This is a genomic window from Dyadobacter endophyticus (genome assembly GCF_014641595.1).
In the GTDB taxonomy this organism is placed as follows: domain Bacteria; phylum Bacteroidota; class Bacteroidia; order Cytophagales; family Spirosomataceae; genus Dyadobacter; species Dyadobacter endophyticus.
The window spans coordinates 132645-150214 of sequence record NZ_BMIA01000002.1; the positions used below are offsets into that span (position 1 = coordinate 132645).

Annotated in this window: 13 protein-coding genes; 9 read left to right on the forward strand and 4 right to left on the reverse strand. The window is 51.3% G+C overall.

The genetic code is table 11. From position 1 onward, the window contains the following. Positions 1 to 19 precede the first annotated feature (19 nt). Both IEY24_RS12680 and IEY24_RS12685 read right to left on the reverse strand, forming a co-directional pair. Positions 20 to 1282, reverse strand: a complete 1263-nt coding sequence (locus IEY24_RS12680) for a glucuronyl esterase domain-containing protein (protein ID WP_229222191.1) — start codon at positions 1280 to 1282, stop codon at positions 20 to 22. Between the two features lie 11 nt (positions 1283 to 1293). Continuing rightward, positions 1294 to 2127 carry an alpha/beta hydrolase gene (locus IEY24_RS12685; RefSeq protein ID WP_188932584.1) on the reverse strand — a complete coding sequence of 278 codons (834 nt, stop codon included), beginning with the start codon at positions 2125 to 2127 and terminating at the stop codon, positions 1294 to 1296. A 224-nt stretch (positions 2128 to 2351) separates the two neighbouring features. Here IEY24_RS12685 and IEY24_RS12690 point away from each other — a divergent pair, with 224 nt between their 5' ends. Further along, the gene (locus IEY24_RS12690) at positions 2352 to 2516 is read left to right on the forward strand and encodes a lmo0937 family membrane protein (protein ID WP_082489155.1); all 165 of its coding nucleotides are present in this window, start codon (positions 2352 to 2354) and stop codon (positions 2514 to 2516) included. A 127-nt stretch (positions 2517 to 2643) separates the two neighbouring features. After that, on the forward strand, positions 2644 to 3195 hold the full coding sequence (locus IEY24_RS12695; RefSeq protein ID WP_188932586.1) for a hypothetical protein: 552 nt from the start codon (positions 2644 to 2646) through the stop codon (positions 3193 to 3195). A 35-nt stretch (positions 3196 to 3230) separates the two neighbouring features. Here the strand turns inward: IEY24_RS12695 and IEY24_RS12700 are convergent, their stop codons facing one another. Beyond that, positions 3231 to 3926: an arylesterase gene (locus IEY24_RS12700; RefSeq protein WP_188932588.1), complete on the reverse strand. Its 696-nt coding sequence runs from the start codon at positions 3924 to 3926 to the stop codon at positions 3231 to 3233. A 174-nt stretch (positions 3927 to 4100) separates the two neighbouring features. Here IEY24_RS12700 and IEY24_RS12705 point away from each other — a divergent pair, with 174 nt between their 5' ends. The 4 genes from IEY24_RS12705 (at position 4101) to IEY24_RS12720 (ending at position 12913) form a co-directional block, all read left to right on the forward strand. Beyond that, positions 4101 to 4775 carry an ABC transporter ATP-binding protein gene (locus IEY24_RS12705; protein WP_188932590.1) on the forward strand — a complete coding sequence of 225 codons (675 nt, stop codon included), beginning with the start codon at positions 4101 to 4103 and terminating at the stop codon, positions 4773 to 4775. A gap of 13 nt (positions 4776 to 4788) precedes the next feature. Next, on the forward strand, positions 4789 to 7332 hold the full coding sequence (locus IEY24_RS12710; RefSeq protein WP_188932592.1) for an ABC transporter permease: 2544 nt from the start codon (positions 4789 to 4791) through the stop codon (positions 7330 to 7332). Positions 7333 to 8172: 840 nt separating this feature from the next. After that, positions 8173 to 11208: a SusC/RagA family TonB-linked outer membrane protein gene (locus IEY24_RS12715; RefSeq protein WP_188935155.1), complete on the forward strand. Its 3036-nt coding sequence runs from the start codon at positions 8173 to 8175 to the stop codon at positions 11206 to 11208. Between the two features lie 10 nt (positions 11209 to 11218). Next, positions 11219 to 12913, forward strand: a complete 1695-nt coding sequence (locus tag IEY24_RS12720; protein ID WP_188932597.1) for a RagB/SusD family nutrient uptake outer membrane protein — start codon at positions 11219 to 11221, stop codon at positions 12911 to 12913. Positions 12914 to 12984: 71 nt separating this feature from the next. Here IEY24_RS12720 and IEY24_RS12725 read toward each other — a convergent pair whose 3' ends face one another. Continuing rightward, on the reverse strand, positions 12985 to 14016 hold the full coding sequence (locus IEY24_RS12725; protein WP_188932599.1) for a LacI family DNA-binding transcriptional regulator: 1032 nt from the start codon (positions 14014 to 14016) through the stop codon (positions 12985 to 12987). A 126-nt stretch (positions 14017 to 14142) separates the two neighbouring features. Between IEY24_RS12725 and iolB the strand changes: the two genes are divergently transcribed. From iolB to IEY24_RS12740, 3 genes are read left to right on the forward strand one after another with little or no spacing between them, the layout of a single operon-like run. Next, on the forward strand, positions 14143 to 15006 hold the full coding sequence (gene iolB / locus IEY24_RS12730) for a 5-deoxy-glucuronate isomerase (RefSeq protein ID WP_188932603.1): 864 nt from the start codon (positions 14143 to 14145) through the stop codon (positions 15004 to 15006). 21 nt (positions 15007 to 15027) lie between these two features. Then, entirely contained in the window at positions 15028 to 16035 is a 1008-nt protein-coding gene (gene iolC, locus IEY24_RS12735; RefSeq protein ID WP_188932605.1) for a 5-dehydro-2-deoxygluconokinase, read from the forward strand. A 13-nt stretch (positions 16036 to 16048) separates the two neighbouring features. Next, the gene (locus IEY24_RS12740) at positions 16049 to 17515 is read left to right on the forward strand and encodes a CoA-acylating methylmalonate-semialdehyde dehydrogenase (RefSeq protein ID WP_188932606.1); all 1467 of its coding nucleotides are present in this window, start codon (positions 16049 to 16051) and stop codon (positions 17513 to 17515) included. Positions 17516 to 17570: the final 55 nt, after the last annotated feature.

Genomic DNA, 17570 nt, shown 5'->3' on the forward strand with positions numbered 1-17570 from the left:
ATTAAATATTGGGTTCGGTCTATTTTTGCAAATGTATATCAGAGAAATTTAAAAACTGTATCCAGTCGAACATTTTAACGTCGTGCCCGCCCGGCCGGATATGAAAGCCTATTTGGCCCATCAGAGGCCGATTCAGTGCTGGGAAAGGCACATCGGGAAAACCGTTTGTCCCTAAAAACCGGTACACTGCATCCACAGCTCGCGCGGTGGCAAACTCACCCTGCGGATCCGCATTCTTGTCGTCCTCGGCCGTTGCCAGGTACACCGGTCGCGGGGCGATCAGCGCCAGGACGAAATGCTGGTCGAATGGCAGTTCCGTGTCTTTTCCCTTGTATTTGGCCAGACTACGTGCATACCAGTGCGGAAATACCGTACAAAGCCGGTTAATATCCTCTCCGACCCCGCGCCGGAACTGCTTCCCGCCACCTGCACCCGATTCATTGCTCAGTACGGCAGCAAACCGGCGATCTGTTGCACCAGCCCAAAGCGCCGCCTTTCCCAGCCTCGAAAAACCGAATACCGCTACGCGCCCGGCATCGATATCCTTGTCGGTTTCGAGGTAATCCATCCCGCGACTCAAAGCCCAGGCCCAGGCTGCGATGGTGCTAAAATTATCCTCACGCTGCTGCAATTCCGGGTACAAAGTGTGAACACCCGTTCGGAATGCCTGGTCTTTGCGGTCCGAGGCAATTTCTTCTCGGTAAAGCGTTACAAGTGCATACCCGCGTGCGAGAATGCTGTCCACCGCCCATTGCGAAGCGTTCACGCCCCGGCATGCATCGCCTGCTTTGCCGTCGGCCGAGCACGGAAACATACCGCTGTTCTCAACCCAGGCGGTCGTGAGTTTAATGCCCGGGTCGGCATGGATGGCCTGGTTACCAATGAAATTAATCCCGATAATGGCCGGCACCGGATGCTTGGTCTGATTTGGAATATAAATCAACAGGTCAAAACGGGCTTCCTTACCTTTTTCGGAGATGTGAACCGTTACCTGCTTACGCGTCGCCTTGCCGCCCAATGCATTCTTATCCAGGTCAAAAACTTCGAAACGCATATTCTGAGGGCGCTTCGGAGCCGTGCCATACATTTCGCGCGTCATCGTTTCAAGTATCTCCTTCCGTCTGCGTTCCCATTCCTTTACCGATTTCACCTTTTGCCCGCTGTTAAAGGTAAATGGATCGGGCAATGCCTGATTACCCTCCTGGGCATGTATTATTTGCGGCAAAACAGCCAGGCAAAACGTCAGCACGAAAAGAAAACACCTCATAATGAGCCGCATCATACAGGTTTTATTTATTTTTTATTGAAATAAGTATTCATAAAAAGCAGTTGGTGCTGCACTGCATTCTCCCAATACTGCCAGTTATGGGCACCCGGGCGGGCAATGTAATCGTGCGGGATCTTGCGGTATTCAAGCTGCTTGTGCAGGTTCTCGTTTACGCCGTAGAAGAAGTCTTCGGTACCACAATCGATAATGAGGGAAAGTGTATTGGGAGTTAGCAAATGGAGCATATTAATGACCGTATTCTTCTCCCATCTTTCGGGCTGGTCTGCATAGCTACCCAGGCGTTTGGCCATGTCCCAGTTGTTGGGGAAAGGGCGAATATCCACGCCACCGCTCATGCTTCCGGCTGTGCCGTATACATCCTGGTGCTTTAACGCGAGGTACAATGCGCCGTGCCCACCCATGCTCAGCCCGGTAATGCCACGTCCCTTCCGGTCCTTGATGGTTTTATAGTTTTTATCGACGTAGGAGACCAGTTCTTTGGAAACATAGGTCTCGAACTGCGACTGCGGGTCAACCGGACTATCCCAATACCAACTGCTGAAACCGCCGTCGGGGCAAACGATAATCATATTATACAAGTCGGCGGCTTGCTGTATACCGGGAGCTTTCGTGACCCAGTTGGAATGGTTGCCGCTGTAACCGTGCAGCAGGTACACTACCGGGAACTCCTTCCCCGAACTATACCCCGCAGGCCGTACCACGACCACTTTGAGGTTCCTTTTCATAACCGCGCTGTTGACCTCCACGGTATCGACCTGTGCGGCGGCAACTTGCGTAGCATTTACCTGACAGAGTGCAAACAGCGCAAATGCCAGTAGTGATAAAAATGATTTTTTCATTCTAAGAAACTCAAAACAGATTAGGAAAATGACGATAAAGAAGCAGCTCTTACCGTAGCTTTTGAGAAAATTTTCTACAACTGCACGGGGGAAAAGCCTTGAACCCCGCAAATATTGTGGAAACCGGGGAAATATCTCGTTTTAGCGCATGATAATATGCCTGGCATCTAAATTGATATACTCCTGATATCTCTAAAATAACTCTAACTCAAAATTTTACAACAATGGGAAATCTCCTGTATACCATAGCCGTGATCCTGGTGATTCTGTGGCTGATCGGCTATTTCGGCTTTGCAAGTTTTGGATTAGGAAATATCATTCATATTCTGCTGGTGATCGCCGTGGTCGCCATCATTCTCCGCCTGATACGTGGCGACAGGGTGGTGTAGCGCAAACTCCATCAGATGTACGAGGCCCGGTGCGTTTGTAAAACAACGTCCCGGGCTTTTGTTTGCCCGGCTCCGGGCACAGTTATTTCTGATCTCGCGCAAAGATTTTTAACCAAAACACGATTTCATGGAAACGGCAATTGAATATAACTACCCATCGCTAGTCAATGCAGCATTTACCAGCCGTGTTGATGCCCAAAAAGCCTACGACGAGCTGATTTACCGGGGTTACAAACCCGAAGACATCAACGTGATCGTCTCGGATGAAACGCGTCGGGTGCATCATGAAGAGTCGGCAAACGAAAAACCGGCCCACTCTACAATGGAAAACGCCGGCATAGGCTCGGCCATTGGCGGCACGGCCGGCGCGATTGCCGGGGCGATCATTGCGATTGGCACAACCGTTGCAATCCCCGGACTTGGGATCGCGGTGGCCGGTCCGTTGCTTGCGGCTCTTACTGGCGCGGGAGCGGGCGGGCTTACGGGCGGCATTGTAGGCGCTTTACATCACCGCGGCGTACCCAAAGAGCATGCGGAAATATTCGAATCCAGTATTCGCGAGGGCGGAGTCATCATCTCATTCACACCCCGCACCATTGAGGACCGGATGGAGATTATAGAGGCCTGGAACCGCTACGGCGCCCGGCAGCTGCACGGCAATGAAACATACTCGCCCTGAAACAAAAAGAACCCGCCATCGAGCGGGTTCTTTCATTACAATAAGTCTTTAATCCTTATCCAGACGTTCTCGGCGAGGATTTTATGCCCTTCGGCAGTGGGGTGGATGCCATCTGCCTGGTTCAGTCGGGATTCCCCCCCTACCCCTTCGAGCAGGAACGGAATGAGTGTCACATCATTCTTTTTAGCCAGATCGGCGTAAACGTCCTTGAATTCGGTAGCGTATTTCCGACCCATATTCGGCGGGATTTGCATTCCTGCGAGCACCCGCTTGGCATCCGGGTATTTGGCTTTCACCTTATCGAGAATTTCTTGCAGGTTCTTTCTGGTTTCGGAAACAGGAATGCCCCGCAGGCCGTCGTTTCCGCCCAATTCGAGGACAAAAACATCGAGGGGTTGTTTGAGCAACCAATCGATACGGCTGTTACCGCCCGAGGTGGTCTCGCCGCTCACCCCCGCGTTGACGACCTTGTAGCTAAGCCCCAGCGAATCGATCCGCTTCTGAATAAGCCCCGCAAAGCCCTGCGATGGGTCGTCTAGGCCGTAAGCCGCGGTAAGGCTGTTGCCGAAAAACACGATGATCTTCTTTTGAGCAGCGGGTTCTTTGGCTTCTTTATGTGTAGAATCGGCTTTTTGCCCCGATTCTTCCTTTTTCCCGCCGCTGCACGAGAACAGCGCGGCTGCCAGAAAGGACAATGTTAAAAATGTCTTGAAACAACGCATATCAATCATAATCAATATCGAAAGGGAACGAATTTTATGGTTATAAAACGCATACCGGGCCTTTCATTCTCATTTAAAAACCGTTTAAACTATATTTATGAGAAACAATAGCCGAAAAGAGCCAAATTAGGTCTTTCGCGATTGCCTGCACGGCACCACGCAAACATAAAAGAAAAACGATTGATGAATACCATACTCGATCTGCACGACGTCAGTAAAATATATAAAAGCGGCGACCGCACACTCAAAGTCCTCGACAATATCAGCTTTTCTATCGAAACAGGCTCCACAGTCTCGATCGTGGGCCCTTCCGGCAGCGGCAAAACGACGCTCCTCGGCCTCTGCGCCGGGCTCGACCGTTCGACGACCGGTACTGTGGAGCTGCACAGCACCCGGCTGAACGGCCTCACCGAAGATCAGCTCGCCGCCGTTCGCAATCAATACGTAGGCTTTATTTTCCAAAACTTCCAACTCCTGCCGACGCTCACCGCATTGGAAAATGTGATGGTACCTATGGAACTGCGTGGTGAAAAGAACGTAAAGTCCCGCGCGCTCGACCTGCTCGACAAAGTGGGCCTCGCCGAACGCAGCCACCACTACCCTACTCAGCTCAGCGGCGGCGAACAGCAGCGCGTATCACTGGCACGCGCGTTTTCCAACCAGCCCCAGATCCTGTTTGCCGACGAGCCAACCGGTAACCTCGACGCCGAAACGAGCGAGAAAGTTGTAAAACTGCTTTTCGACCTCAACCGCGAGGCAGGTACAACGCTTGTGGTCGTTACCCACGACCTTGAACTCGCTGCCAAAACCCAGCGCATTATCCGCATCAAAGGCGGCAAAATTGTGGAGGCCAGCTAACCATGAATTCCTGATGAACCCCAATACTTTCAATCTTTCGTGGTTACTGCAAATGGCCTGGCGCGACAGTCGCAAAAACCGCGCGCGGCTGGCCCTATTTATATCATCTATTATCCTGGGTATCGCCGCCCTTGTAGCCATTTACTCGCTCGGCGACAACCTGCGCGACAATATCGATAACCAGGCGGCCACGCTCATCGGCGCGGACCTTTCCATTTACAGCGGAAAAAAAATCGAAGGGAAAGCGATGACGTTCGTCGATTCGCTGGGCAAAGTGCGCTCCGAGGAGCGGGCATTTGCTTCGATGGTTTACTTTAACAAAGGAGGGGGCAGCCGCCTGACGCAGGTAAAAGCACTCTCCGGCGATTTTCCCTATTACGGAAAGTTGGAAACCATTCCTGTTACGGCTGAAAAGACATTCCGGGACCGGCAGGAAGCGTTGGTCGATCAGACGCTCATGCTGCAATACCGCGCGCAGGTCGGGGATTCGATCAGGATCGGTGAAGTAACCTTTGCCATAGCGGGTGTGCTCGAAAAAGCGCCGGGCGCAACAGGCATCGCCGCTTCGGTGGCGCCGGTTGTGTACATTCCAATGCGTTTTCTGGATCGGACGGGCCTCATGCAAAAAGGCAGCCGTGTCGGTTACAGGTACTATTTCAAATATCCCGCGAAAACGGATGTCGAAAAAATGGTTAAAACGCTGGAACCGAAGTTCGAGCGCTACGACCTCGATTATAACACCGTTCAAAGCCAGAAAGAGGATACCGGCCGGGAGTTCCGCGACCTTACGCGCTTCATGTCGCTGGTAGGTTTCGTCGCGCTCCTGCTCGGGTGCATCGGCGTGGCGAGCGCCATACATATATATGTGCGCGAAAAGCTGAATTCCATCGCGATACTCCGCTGCCTGGGCGTAAAAGCGTCTCAGGCGTTTTTGATCTACCTTATCCAGATAGCAGGCATAGGACTGATCGGCACTGTGCTCGGTACCATTCTTGGAACAATAATCCAGCAGTTTTTACCGGTGGTATTGAAAGACCTGCTGCCATTTGAACTTAATACAGACATTTCCTGGCAGGCTATCGGGCAAGGGCTGGCCATCGGGGTACTTATTTCCATACTTTTTGCTTTACCTCCACTCGTATCGATCCGCAAGGTGTCGCCGCTGAATGTGCTCCGTTCGGCCTCGGACGCTTCCCACCCCGAGCGCGACGCCGTAAGCTGGGCCTTATATGGGCTGATTGTTCTGTTCATTTTCGGCTTCTCGTTCCTGCAAATGCAAACCTGGTTGCAGGCATTGATTTTTACCGTCAGCATTTTGGCCTCATTCCTGATCCTGTACGGCATTGCCACCCTGCTGATGTGGCTCGTGCGCCGGTTCTTCCCTACTTCATGGAGTTACCTCTGGCGGCAGGGACTGGCGAATTTGTACCGACCCAATAATCAGACTACCATACTCATTGTATCTGTCGGCCTGGGTACTTCGCTGATCTGCACGCTCTTTTTTATACAAACCATCTTGCTCACCCGCGTCAAGTTGTCGAGCAGCGGCAACCAGCCCAATATGGTGCTTTTCGATATTCAAAGCCATCAAAAAGACGGTGTGCTGGCGATCGCGAAGGCGCAAAACGTGCCTATTAACCAGAGCGTACCTATTGTGAATATGCGTCTGGAAGAAATTAACGGTAAAACTGCCTCCGATTTCGAAGGCGACACGACAGCCGAGCAGTCGCGCCGCGTTTTCGGGCGGGAATACCGCGTTACATTCCGCGACTCGGTTACCTCTTCCGAGAAGATCACCAAAGGCAAATGGCAGGGCAAATACGACAAATCGGCCCAGCTGATCCCCGTTTCACTGGAACAGGGCTTTGCTGAAAGAAGTCGACTGGAACTGGGCGACACGCTCGTTTTCAACGTACAGGGCACCATTATGCCAACTACTATCACGAGTTTCCGGGAGGTAAACTGGAGTGAAGTGCGCACCAACTTCCTGGTCGTATTCCCTACCGGCGTACTCGAACAAGCCCCGCAGTTCCACGCAATGCTCACGCACGTGCCCAACCCGGCCGTTTCGGCCCGGTTTCAGCAGGCATTGGTGAGGCAATATCCCAATATTTCCATCATCGACCTGGCACTCGTGCTGCGCGTATTGGATGATATTTTCAACAAAATAGGCTTCGTAATTCGCTTCATGGCCGGTTTCAGCATTCTCACCGGGCTGATCGTCCTTATTGCGTCCGTCATGATCAGCAAATACCAGCGCATCCAGGAGAGCGTGCTCCTGCGGACTTTGGGCGCAAGCCGGAAACAGATATTTGTCATCACCGCTTTGGAATACTTCTTCCTCGGCGCGTTCGCCGCATTCACCGGCATCCTTATTGCCATGATTGGAAGCTTTTGCCTCGCAAAATTCAACTTCGAATCCGAATTCAACCCGGAGCCCGGGCCGGTAGTGCTGATTTTCCTTTTTGTCTCTTTGCTAACTGTAATCATCGGTTTGCTCAACAGCCGCGGCATCCTGTCCCGGCCGCCATTAGAGGTATTGCGGCAGGATGTTTAGCGTTTTATTTTTGGTATATTTAAACTAAAAATAAAACCGCACACGGGAAATTGACTTTCCACGAGACTATCAGCGAAATCACAAGACAGGAGTAGATGAGTATTTTGTAAAACAATATCCAGAAACGCACCGAAAGTACGCCTTCTATCACACAGATTTAGCCCATTGGCGCAATACATTCTCCACTTCGCGCGCCCGAAAATCAAAAGGCTTTATACAAATAAATTTTTAGATCATGGATACTAAAACATCAGCAGAACTCCACGAACTTCTGAAAGCCTATGGCTTAACCGTCAAACTTATGCCGGAAGAGAGCGTAGCCTGACCGGCCATGCATTTCACTTTCTTTCTTTTCGCCCCGTTTCCCTCTTCGGACCACTCCTCCGATCCTGCCCCTATCGCAATCCAACGCTACCTCTCCAATCGAGGATTTAACAATTCCTTAAAACCCATTCCTTCATTTATTCTTCTTCACAATGCCATTTTTGGCATGAAATGTCGCTTTAATGCAACTTTCCAGATCCCAATTAGACTTTGGGACGATTTAGAATCACTATTCCTACACCACAGAAAGCAATATTAATTTCATCCAATTTAATCTTCATATTTTTTCAAACGTTTGCACAGAATTTCAAACGTTTGCATTACCTATAAAGTTATTGCTATTAATTATTTTAAAAATACAACTGTAATCTTGTAACTTATTACTATCAAATTTTCCTCTATGATTAAAATTCCCTTCTGCTCCAACATTCTATTCACTGTAAAATCCAATAATCCACGACTATGAGAAAGACTTCGACTCTATCAGTCAGGACCGGGATAATCCGAAACTGCCTTATGCAGGTTACGGCCGTTTGCGGCCTTCATACCATTGCCGCAGCCGAAATACCGGTTCCCAAAGACCAGCCCAGAAAGCATGTTGAAACCAACATGAACACCATGCAGGAAGTTACCCTCATCGGAAAAGTCACCACAGAAGGTTCGTCCGAGGGGTTACCCGGTGTTACCGTCGTGATTTCCGATGCCAACGGCAATAACAAGCAAGGCGCAACTACCAATGAATCAGGATCATTCAGTTTCGCAAACTTGCAAACCGGCCAGCGGTACAATCTTGAATTCAGCTACATCGGCTTTGAAAAGCAATCGTTAAAAGACTTTCTTTTGACTGAAAGCAATGCCAGTTCAATCCAAATTAAGTTAAAAGAATCGGCATCGAACCTCAGCGAAGTGGTGGTTGTCGGTTACGGCAGCACTACCAAAAAGGACATCACGGGTTCGGTGAAGTCGCTGAAAAGTGCGGAATTCAACCAGGGGATCATCAACTCCCCCGAGCAATTGCTGCAAGGAAAGGTTTCCGGTGTGAATATTACGTCGGCGACAGGTGAGCCGGGCGGTAAGACCAACATTACTGTTCGCGGTCCGGGCGGTGTGCGTACCGGCAGTACACCATTGTTCGTCGTGGATGGTATGGCGCTCGATAACAGCGGTACCGGTGGCGACGCCAACCCGCTCAACTTCCTGAATCCGCAGGATATCGAGTCTATCGATGTTTTGAAAGACGCCTCTGCAACAGCCATTTATGGTGCACGGGGTGCAAATGGGGTCATTCTGATTACCACTAAAAAAGGCAAATCGGGCCAGGCGAGCGTTACGTACTCGGGAAGCCTGGGTATCTCTAATGTGGCCCGCCCGCTGGATGTGCTCTCCGGGCCAGAGTTCTTGACGGAGGCTGCCAAACTCGGCGCTACTGTGGCCGACGGCAAAGCCAACACAGACTGGCAAAAAGAAATCTTCCGGACCGCCACTACGCACAACCATAATGTATCGATTGGCGGCGGTAGCGAAAAAATGACCTATTACGCGTCGTTTGGTTCGCAGAAACAGCAAGGTATCCTGAAAAACAGTCAGCAGAACCGTTACACCGGTCGTGTAAACCTTTCTCAGAAATTATTTGAGGACCGCGTGACACTGGATTTCAACCTGAATGCTACGAATACCAAGAACCAACGCCCGAATATCCAGGGTGTGATCGGCAGTGCCCTGACAATCAACCCTACCTATGCGCCTTACGACGCAAACGGGAAACTGGTTCAATACCAGGATTTCACGAACCCGCTGTTCACTTTGCAGCAATACAAAGAAATCCTCACCACCAACAGGGTACTGGCAAGCATATCGCCATCGGTGAAGATTATCGACGGGCTCGTTTATAAGCTGAACTTCGGCATTGATAATTCAACGGCTACCCAGGATAAACAAACCTTGCCTAGCACTATTCCGGCCGAGGTAGGACGTTTGGAAAACTATGGCCTGCGCAATACCAACCGGCTGATCGAAAATTACCTGACCTACACGTTGAACACGAAAGTACACAGCCTCAATGCGTTGCTCGGTCATTCCTACCAGCGCATTTTCATTCAGAGCCGCAATTTCAGCATCAACAAATTCCCGATCTCTGACATCGAGCCGATTTACAATCCCGGCCTCGGACAAGATCTTTCGCTCGTGCTGAACCAGCCAGGCGGTTTCGCGACGATCAATGAGCTGCAATCGTTCTTCGGCCGCGCGAGCTACGGTTTCAAAGACAAGTACCTGCTCACCGCGACATTGCGTATCGACGGTTCTTCGAAATTCGGTTCTAACAACAAATACGGATCTTTCCCTTCATTCTCGGCAGGTTGGAGGATTTCCGAAGAACCTTTCATGAAGTCGTCGCCTTTCTCGGAGCTGAAACTTCGCGCAGGCTGGGGATTGACGGGTAACCAGGAGATCCCTTCGAAAATTACCCAGGCACGGTTTACGTCGGTCGTTTCAGGAACAGCCAGCTACCCCCTCGACGGCGGGACCACCTATCCGGGCGGAACTACCTATACGCGTCTGGCCAACCCCAACATTCAATGGGAGGTTTCCAAACAGACCGACTTAGGGCTTGATTTCGGTTTGTTCAAAGGCGCTTTGAGCGGAGAAATCGACTATTTCAGAAAGGTATCTGAAAAGATGCTGCTCGAAGTGATCCCCGCCGACCCCGTTCAGCCGGCCGGTACTTTCTGGACAAATGTCCCTGATATGCAAATCATTAACCAAGGTCTGGAATTTGACCTGAATTACCGCAAGACGCTCGAAAACGGTTTGAGATACGCGGTAGGCGGAAATATCACATTTATCAAGAACCGCGTGGAGCACTCGCCTTACACGGTAATCCCGTCGGGTTCGGCGCAAGGATCGGGTTTGACCTCGGCGACGATCAACGGTTATATCAATGGCGAAGCCATCGGCTCGTTCTATCTGAAAGAGTTCATCGGTTTTGACGAGAATGGCATCAGCAAGTTCCGCGACGTGGACGGCAATGGCATTGTCAACGACGCCGACCGCATCGTGGCCGGTACAGCATTGCCAACCCGCATGTACAACTTCAACGGAAACATCAGTTTCAAAGGCTTTGACCTGAGCGCCAACTTCAATGGGGTTGCTGGTAACAAGGTGTACGACAACACGGCGAACTCGAACTTCTACAAGCTGAAATTATCGAAAGGCGTGAACGTAACGCCGGAAGCACTTGAAGCGCCTTCGGAATCTGTGAACAACGCGGCGGGTGTATCCACGAGGTATCTCAAAAGCGGTGCTTATCTGAGGTTGAACAACCTGGTTTTAGGCTATAATCTCAATACGACGAAGTTGGGCATCAACAGATGGTTACCGACAGCCCGCATTTCGGTAACCGGCCAGAATCTGGCGTTGTGGACCAAGTACAATGGCTACGACCCGGAAGTTAACAACGACCGTTCGATCGCCGGCATTACCTCTTACGGTATCGATTACCTGAGCTATCCGAAAGCGAAAACTGTCATTTTCTCGATCAATCTTGGCTTTTAATTATTGACCCATGAAGAAGAAACTATCAACCATATTTACGGTCGCAGGCTTGCTCATGCTCAGCAACGCTTGTACCGACCTGAAAGAACAAGTGCTGGACGAAACGCTCACCGCAAATCTTTCGGAAGAAGAGACCGTCAACGGGCTGCTGGCACCTACTTATGCCTTGCTGCCCAACCTTTTCCAGCATACCACGTATTTTGCATTGCAGGAAATTTCTACTGACGAGGCGATTCTGCCGTACCGCGGCGGAACCGACTGGGGCGATAACGGCATTTACCTGGCGTTACACGCACACAACACCACCAGCACCGATCCGAACGTGAACAACACCTGGAACCAGCTGGTGCAGTCTATTTCGAGGTGTATCACGGCGATTGAAGGCCTAAAAAGCGCTAAGTCGCCCAACGCGGCACTTTACACCGCTGAGGCCCGCGGTATGCGCGCCTATTACAATATGGTGATGCTCGACCTGTTCGGTATTGTATTTGTAAAGGACGATCCCGGGACTACTTCGACGATCATCCGTGGCGACGAAGCGGTAAAATACATCGAAAGCGAACTGCTGGCTGTTGAACCAACTTTGCAGCCGAAGTCGGTAGTTGGCCCTGGCCGTCTTAACCAGGCTGCTGTATGGAGCTTGCTGGCCCGGCTGAACCTGAATGCCGCCGTGTATCGCAACATTTACGGTACTACATTCGATTTCAAAGCCGAGGATATGGATAAAGTGATCCAGTACACCGACAAGGTGATCAACTCAGGCCAGGCGAAGCTGTCGGCGGACTATTTCGCGATCTTCGGCAACGCCAACCATACCAACGAGGAAATCATTTTCGCGGTAGATCAGCGCGCCGAATTGAACGGGCATAACCGTATGGCCTACTTCTCGATCTCCGGCGACCAGTTCCCACTGGCCGAATTCCCTACGGCGAACGGTACCGACGGTCCTGGTATCACTTCCGATTTTTACCAGAGCTGGGTACAGGCCTACGGCGCTGTCGACCCATCGCGTGACCCGCGTTTTTATCAGCAGAACCTGTCTATTTACTCGAATGCAGCCGATACCTGCGTAGCCGACGCCGATTACAAAATCAACCGCGGTATCCTCAGAGGTCAGCAATATGGCGCATTGCGTGTGAATGGTGCATTCCTCCGCTGTCCCGACGGCAAGTTGAAAGTAGGAAAACTGAGTTACGTGACACGCAACCGCGCCGATTTGCCCGTAAGTTTCTCCGAACTGATCGACTTTACCACCGCGGGAAGCAACTACAATACCGGCTACCGTGTGGAAAAATACGAGTTCAGCAGCAAGTCGAACACGGGCCGTAACCGTGGCGAGGCGGATATCGTTATCGCACGTCTGGCGGACATTTACCTTATGCGCGCAGAAGCGAAACTCCGCAAAAGCAACGATGCCGCCGGTGCCCTCGCCGATGTAAACCTTGTGCGTGCTTCACGCACGAAAACGCTCGCGCCTCCCGCATTGAACAGCATCACCCTCGACCTGTTGTTCCGTGAGCGCGGCTTCGAATTCTACTGGGAAATGCTCCGCCGCCCGGACATGATCCGTTTCGGCAAGTATGAAGGCAAATGGACCGAAAAAACCAATTCCGACGTGAAGAAACGCATCTTCCCGATCCCGCAAACCGCCATCGACGGCGCATCAAACCTCCCGGGATATTTGAAGCAGAATGATGGATATTGATTTTTGAAATTTTAGATAAAAAAAGCCGGTCGGAGCATGTTCCGACCGGCTTTTTTATATCCACACACAACCTAAATCCGCAGCGACGACTCCCTGATCACCAGCTCGGATGGCAGCACAATGCTCTCGGGCGCGAAATCGCCCGAGCCATTCAACTGATTGAGAAACAGACGAGAAGCTTCCATACCGATCTTCCGGCCGGGTCGGTGGACGGTGGTGAGCGACGGGAATGTGTAAGCCGAAATAGGCGAGTTGTCAAACCCCACAAGCCCGATATCCTGGGGAATACGAAGGCCTTTATCCTTGGCCACGCGCATGGCACCGATGGCAACCTGGTCGTTCACGCCGAAGATCGCGTCGGGCGGCGATGCCAGTTCGAGCAGGCGCTTGGTAGGAAGAATGGCGCTTTCTACATTGAAATTGGTATTCAGAATCAGGTCCTCACGAATAGGCATATTGTATTTTTTGAGACAATTGATATACCCCTTGAAACGCTGTTCGGAAACGGTGAGGCCGTTAGGACCTTTCAAATGCGCTATTTGCTTATAACCTATTGAAATCAAATGCTCTACCGCCGCGAATGCCCCGTGGTAATCGTCGACCGTGGCGCGGCTTGTTTCAAAATCCTCATATTCGCGATCGATGAAGATCAGCGGCGTTTTACGCTGGATCACGTTTTCCAAATGCTCGTAGTAACCTGCGTCGTATGTCTCTTGCGAAACCGACAGAAATATCCCTTCTGTGCGGTTGGATAGGAGCTTTGAGAGCGATTCCTTTTCAAGCAGGTAACTTTCATTCGTCACGCAGATATTGAGCGTGTAACCCATTGGCTGTAACACCGTGTGAAGGCCTTCGATCACCGCGGTTTCGTAGTAATTGCTGATTGTCGGCACTACTACGCCCAGCGACGCAGTCTTTTTGTTCAGCAGGCTCAGCGAGACTTCGTTACGCTGGTAACCTACCTCTTTGGCATATTCCTGGATGTTTTTCCGGGTATCTTCATTGATGGCCGGATGGTCGTTCAGCGCGCGGGAAACCGTGGATGGAGAGCACCGGAAACGGCGTGCAATGTCTTTGATCGTAACAGGACGTGAGGAATTCATGAGTTGGAATATGGCAATTAAATCTTTGAAATTTTTTCAAACGTTTGCATTCAATATTAACATATTTACATTTTGTGTTTAATTTATACAACACTATCATTGTGCAAATGTAATGGATTTACCACAATGAGTGACCTGCTGATCAAGCCCCGAACACACGACAAGACCTATCATTCCCTCACCGCCGAACAGGCAGGCTGGACGTACCTGAACTTCGAAGCTAAAATACTGGAAGCGGGCGAACAAATTGTGGGTGATACGGGTGATTATGAATATTGCTTCGCATTACTGGGCGGAAATTTCAAGGTGGAGGCCGCCGGGCAGGTCTGGGAAACGGGTAATGGCCGCAAGGACGTGTTCAGCGGGATAGGCCATGCGATGTACCTCTCGCGCCGGACGCCGTTTATACTCACGGCCCAGTCGCCTGGTACCGACATTGCAATTTGCAAAGTGCTGTCCGACGAAGACCATCCGCCGCGCATGAAGCGCCCGGAGGAAGCTGCTATCGAATACCGCGGCGGCGATAACGCCAACCGCCAGATCAACAGCCTGCTGGAACCAGGCTTTGGCTGCCACAAGATCGTTTGCGTGGAAGTCTATACTCCTTCCGGAAATTGGAGCTCATTCCCCGCGCACAAGCACGACGAGCGCAAGGTAGATGCGGAAGGCAACCTGCTCGAAGCGAATCTAGAAGAAATCTATTTCTATAAAATCGACAAACCACAAGGCTACGCGATCCAGCAAGTTTATACAGAAGACCGTTCGCTGGATGAAATTGTTCGGGTGAAAAACAATGAGGCGGTATTGGTCCCCAAGGGCTATCACCCGGTGGTGGCCGGCCATGGTTACAATGTATATTACCTCAATTTCCTTGCCGGTAGCGACCAGTCGCTCGCCAACACATCCGATCCCGACCACGACTGGATTTACGGAAGCTGGAAAGGCACCGATCCCAGATTACCGATCGTCACCGCTGAAATGAACGGATAGGCGTTTCAAATAACCATTAACATGCGCAAATACGATCTTCTAACCCTTGGCCGCTCGTCCATTGACCTCTATTCGGCCAACGTGGGTAGCCCTTTTGAAAAAATCGAGGCATTCAATGCTTTTGTGGGCGGCTGTCCGCTCAATATCGCCACGGGTAGTCGGCGGCTTGGCCTGGAAACAGCTATCCTGACCGGCATAGGAAATGACCAGGTCGGAAATTTCATCAAACATTTCCTCGACAATGAAGGCATTGCTACCGAATGGGTTCCGGTCATCGAAGGCACCCGCAGCTCGGCCGTGGTGCTGGGAATCGAGCCACCCGACCGCTTCCCGCTCGTTTATTACCGCGAAAACTGCGCGGATATCAACTTGAATATCGATCACGTATCCGCGATACCGTTCCAGGATTTCAAAGCCGCGGCGTTTTCGGGAACCGCATTCAGCAAAGATCCAAGCCGGACGGCCATGTTCTATGCGCTGGAATTAGCGAAAAAGAGCGGTGTTACCCGGCTGCTGGACATCGATTTTCGCGCCGACCAGTGGTTCGACCCCCGTGCATTCGGGGTTACGATCCGCGCGGCTTTGGGAAGCTTCAATATTGTGGTAGGAACGGAGGAAGAAATTCTCGCCACATTCCTGACCGATAAGGAGCAGCTTTTAATCAAACACCAGCAAATATCAGCGCCGGAAATCCGGGGGAATATTGAGAATGCGATTAGCGAAATCCTGCATTCTGGGGTAGAAACGCTGGTCGTGAAACGGGGCAAGGACGGCGCGTCGATTTTCCAACCCGGTAAGGAGGAAGTAAAAGTACCCGGTTTCCCGGTCGAGGTTTTAAATGTATTAGGGGCGGGCGACGCATTCTGCGCTGGCTTCTCGTTCGGGCTGCTGCGTGGCTGGGATTTGTACCAGAGTGTGAGAATGGGCAATGCATGCGGTGCAATCATCGTCACCCGCGAAGGTTGCGCGAATTTCATGCCTACCTATGATGAAGTAATGGAGTTCGTGAAAGGATACGGAGGATTATAAGTTTAAAATACAAATGGAAAAATTACAGAATTACATCAACGGCCGCTGGGTCGACAGCCATTCCGACAACTACGTGGATGTGCTGAACCCCGCCAATCAGGAAGTGTTGGCGAAAGTACCGTATGGCACCGCACAAGACGTTGCCGATGCCGCAGCGGCTGCCCAGGAAGGTTTTCAGGAGTGGAGAAATACGCCCGTTTCGAAGCGCGTGCAATATTTGTTTAAGCTAAAAACAATCCTCGAAGACAACGCCGACGATATTGCACGGACTATCGTGCTGGAATCCGGAAAAACGTTCATCGAGGCGAGAGCTGAAATGGTACGCGCGATCGAGAACGTGGAGAATGCCTGCGGTATGCCCACGCTGATCCAGGGTGAATTTTCGGAGGATATTGCCAAAGGGATCGACGAATATATGATCCGCCAGCCGCTGGGCCCGTGCGCGTGCATTGCGCCGTTCAACTTCCCGGGCATGATTACGTTCTGGTTCCTCCCCTACGCACTCGCTTGCGGAAATAGCTACATTATCAAACCGTCGGAAAAAGTGCCGCTAACGATGACCAAGATCGTCGGATTGATGGAGCAGCTTGACCTTCCCAAAGGCGTGCTGAACCTCGTGCAAGGCGCTCGCGAGACGGTGGATGCCATTCTCGAACACCCGGTAATCAAGGGGATCAGCTTTGTAGGATCTTCCAATGTGGCCCGTTATGTGTATGCCAAAGGCTCGGCCAACGGCAAGCGCGTGCAAGCGCAGGGTGGTGCTAAAAACCCCGTGATCGTGCTCCCGGATGCGGATATCGATATGACTTCCCAAATCGTGATCGACAGCGTTTACGGCTGCGCGGGACAGCGCTGCCTCGCCGCTTCAACCATCATCACCGTGGGCGAGCACAAAGACATTACCGAAAGCCTGGTAGAATCAGCTAAAAATCGCAAAACCGGCTTCGGGCTCGACTCTGATGTGCTGATGGGGCCAGTAATCACCGCCGAAAGCAAAAACCGCGTCAATAGCCTGATTGAAAAGGGTTTGCACGAAGGAGGCCGCCTACTGGTGGATGGTAGAAACACCCAAGTCAGTGGCTACGAAAACGGTAACTTCATCGCCCCGACTATCATTGAAGATATTCCGCTTGACGGCGAACTGGCAGCGACCGAAATTTTCGGACCTGTATTAAGTCTGGTGCATATCAATACGATCGACGAGGCGATCCGCTTTATCAATTCGGGGAGATACGGCAATATGGCCTGCATTTTCACAAGCAGCGGTTTGAATGCGCGTCGCTTCCGTCACGAAGCCGAGGCTGGTAATATTGGTATTAACATCGGTGTAGCCGCCCCTGTGGCGCAGTTTCCGTTCTCGGGCTGGAAGGATAGCTTCTATGGCGACCTCCACGGCCAGGGCAAGCACGCAGTCGAATTCTTCACCCAAACGAAAGTGGTGATCGAGCGCTGGCTGAAAGAATGGAACAGGAAGTTTTAAAACTCAATATTTAATAATCTTTTCCCGTCGACTTAAGTCGACGGCTAGAAATTTA